Source organism: Stenotrophomonas sp. HMWF003 (assembly GCF_003061285.1).
In the GTDB taxonomy this organism is placed as follows: Bacteria; Pseudomonadota; Gammaproteobacteria; order Xanthomonadales; family Xanthomonadaceae; genus Stenotrophomonas; species Stenotrophomonas maltophilia_AP.
The window spans coordinates 1-2,152 of sequence record NZ_QAIW01000253.1 but is presented as its reverse complement, the minus strand read 5'-3'; the positions used below and the strand labels follow the sequence as shown (position 1 = coordinate 2,152).

Annotated in this window: 1 protein-coding gene and 1 pseudogene; both read right to left on the bottom strand. The window is 71.2% G+C overall.

All coding sequences use genetic code 11. The features are described from left to right. Positions 1 to 239 (bottom strand): annotated as a pseudogene (locus tag DBR34_RS21305) (hypothetical protein); the annotation flags it as partial. After that, positions 236 to 2,152 (bottom strand): protein-disulfide reductase DsbD (locus tag DBR34_RS10530; RefSeq protein ID WP_146186813.1); only part of this gene is annotated, 1,917 nt, incomplete at its 5' end. The gene DBR34_RS10530 and the pseudogene DBR34_RS21305, both read right to left, overlap by 4 nt.

The following is a 2,152-nucleotide window of genomic DNA, read 5'->3' as shown; positions in this document are numbered from 1 at the left end:
TTGATCAGCAGCGGCCGACCGCGGAAGCGGGCCAGGTCCACGGGCGTGCCCGACACATCGGGCAGGGTGAGGGCGGGCATCGCATCGCCGATGCCGGCGCTGGGCGTGCTCGTGCGCGGTGACGGTGGCGATTGCGGCGCTGCAGCGGGGCGATTGAAAAACCACGCCCCGGCGGCCAGCCCCAGTACCGCCGCCAGAACGGCCACCACCCCCAGTTGGCGGGGTGGCCGGGTGCTCATCGCGCGGTCCGCAGCAGGGCTTCTTCGACGATGGCCTGGGTGAGCACCGTGGGCAGCACGGTCGGCGGTGCGCCCGGGCCATACACCACGTACAGCGGCACGCCCACGGCCTTGTGCTCATCCAGGAACGCGGTGATTTCCGGGTCGACATTGGTGTAGTCGCCGCGCATGTACACCGCGTTGGTACGGCGCAGGGTGTCGTGGAAGGCGTTGGTGCCCAGCACCGTGCGTTCGTTGGCCTTGCACGTCACGCACCAGTCGGCGGTCATGTTGACGAACACCACGCGGTTGTCCTGGCGCAGGCGGTCGAGCATCTGCGGCGAGTAGGCCACCACGTTGTCGGCGGCGGCGGCCGCCGCCTTGGCCGGCGGCACCAGCTGGGTCACGCCCCACACCGGTACCAGCGCGGCAAGCAGCAGCAACAGGGCCAACAGCCCGCCCACGCGGTGGCTGCGCCAGCGGCTGCGCTCGTACCACCACAGCGCCAGTGCCAGCACCACCAGGCCACCCAGCACCAGCGTCATGGCATCCACGCCACGCTGCTTGCCCAGCACCCACAGCAGCCAGATCGCGGTGCCGTACATCGGGAAGGCCAGCACGTGCTTGAGCGTTTCCATCCAGGCGCCCGGGCGCGGCAGGCGCTTGGCCAGCGACGGAATGAAGCCGATCAGCAGGAACGGCAGCGCCAGGCCCAGGCCCAGGGCCATGAACACCAGGATCGCCGGCACGGTGCTGGCGGTGAACGCATACGCCAGCGGCAGGCCCATGAAGGGCGCCACGCACGGGCTGGCCACCACGCAGGCCAGCACACCGGTGAAGAAGTCCCCCACCGGTCCGCTGCGCGCGGCCAGCGACTGGCCCACCCCGCCCAGGCTGCCGCCCAGCGTGAACACGCCCGACAGGCTCAGGCCCACGGTGAACATCAGGTACACCAGCGCGGCGATGAACCACGGGTGCTGCAGCTGGAAGCCCCAGCCCGCGGCCTGGCCGGCCGCACGCAGGGCCAGCACCAGTGCGCCGATCGCGGCGAAGGCCACCAGCACGCCAGCGGTGTACCAGAGCGCATGGCTGCGCGCGCGCTGGCGGCTTTCGCCGCTCTGCGCCACGCCCAGCACCTTCAGCGACAGGATCGGCAGCACGCACGGCATCAGGTTGAGGATCAGGCCACCGAGCAGGGCCAGCAGCAGCGCGCCGATCAGCGTGGTGGGCGCGGCATCGTCACCCGGCGGGCGGGTGCGCTGCGCGTTGTCGGCACTGGCATCGGGCACGATCGACGGATCGGCCGCGGTGGCGGCCGTGTCGTTCGAGTGGATCAGCATCGGCTGGGTGGCGATGCCGGCGGCGTCGCGCTCACGTGCCTGCGCGCGCTCGTCTTTGCCCGGCAGCGGGGCAATCACTTCGTTCTGGTGCGCCACTTCATCGGCACGCGCGTTGACCTTGCCGGCCGGCAGCGCCAGCGTCACCCGGCGCGTCATCGGCGGGTAGCAGATGCCATCGGTCTGGCAGCCCTGGAAGGTGATCACCAGGGTAGCCTGGTCGGCGTCGGCACGGCTGCGGCGCAGCGGCAGCTTGACGTCCACCTGGTCGAAATACACCGCCACGTCGCCGAAATGTTCATCGTGGTGCGACTTGGCCGCCGGCCATGCCGGCTTGTCGGCGCGGATCCCGGCGGCACCTTCCAGCTTCAGCGAGGTGCGGTCGCGGTAGAGGTAGTAGCCCGGCGCCGGGCTGAAACGCAGCAGCACGGTATTGCCGTCACCGACGATGGCGTCGAAGCCGAACGCGCGTTCGGAGGGCAGCGGCAGCGCCTGGGTGGTGGCGGTGCCCGGCAGGCGCAGGCCGCCGCCACTGCTGTTGCCGGCCAACGGGTTGTTGAACGGCGAGGCGCCGACGGCCGCAGGCGCGGCGGGGGC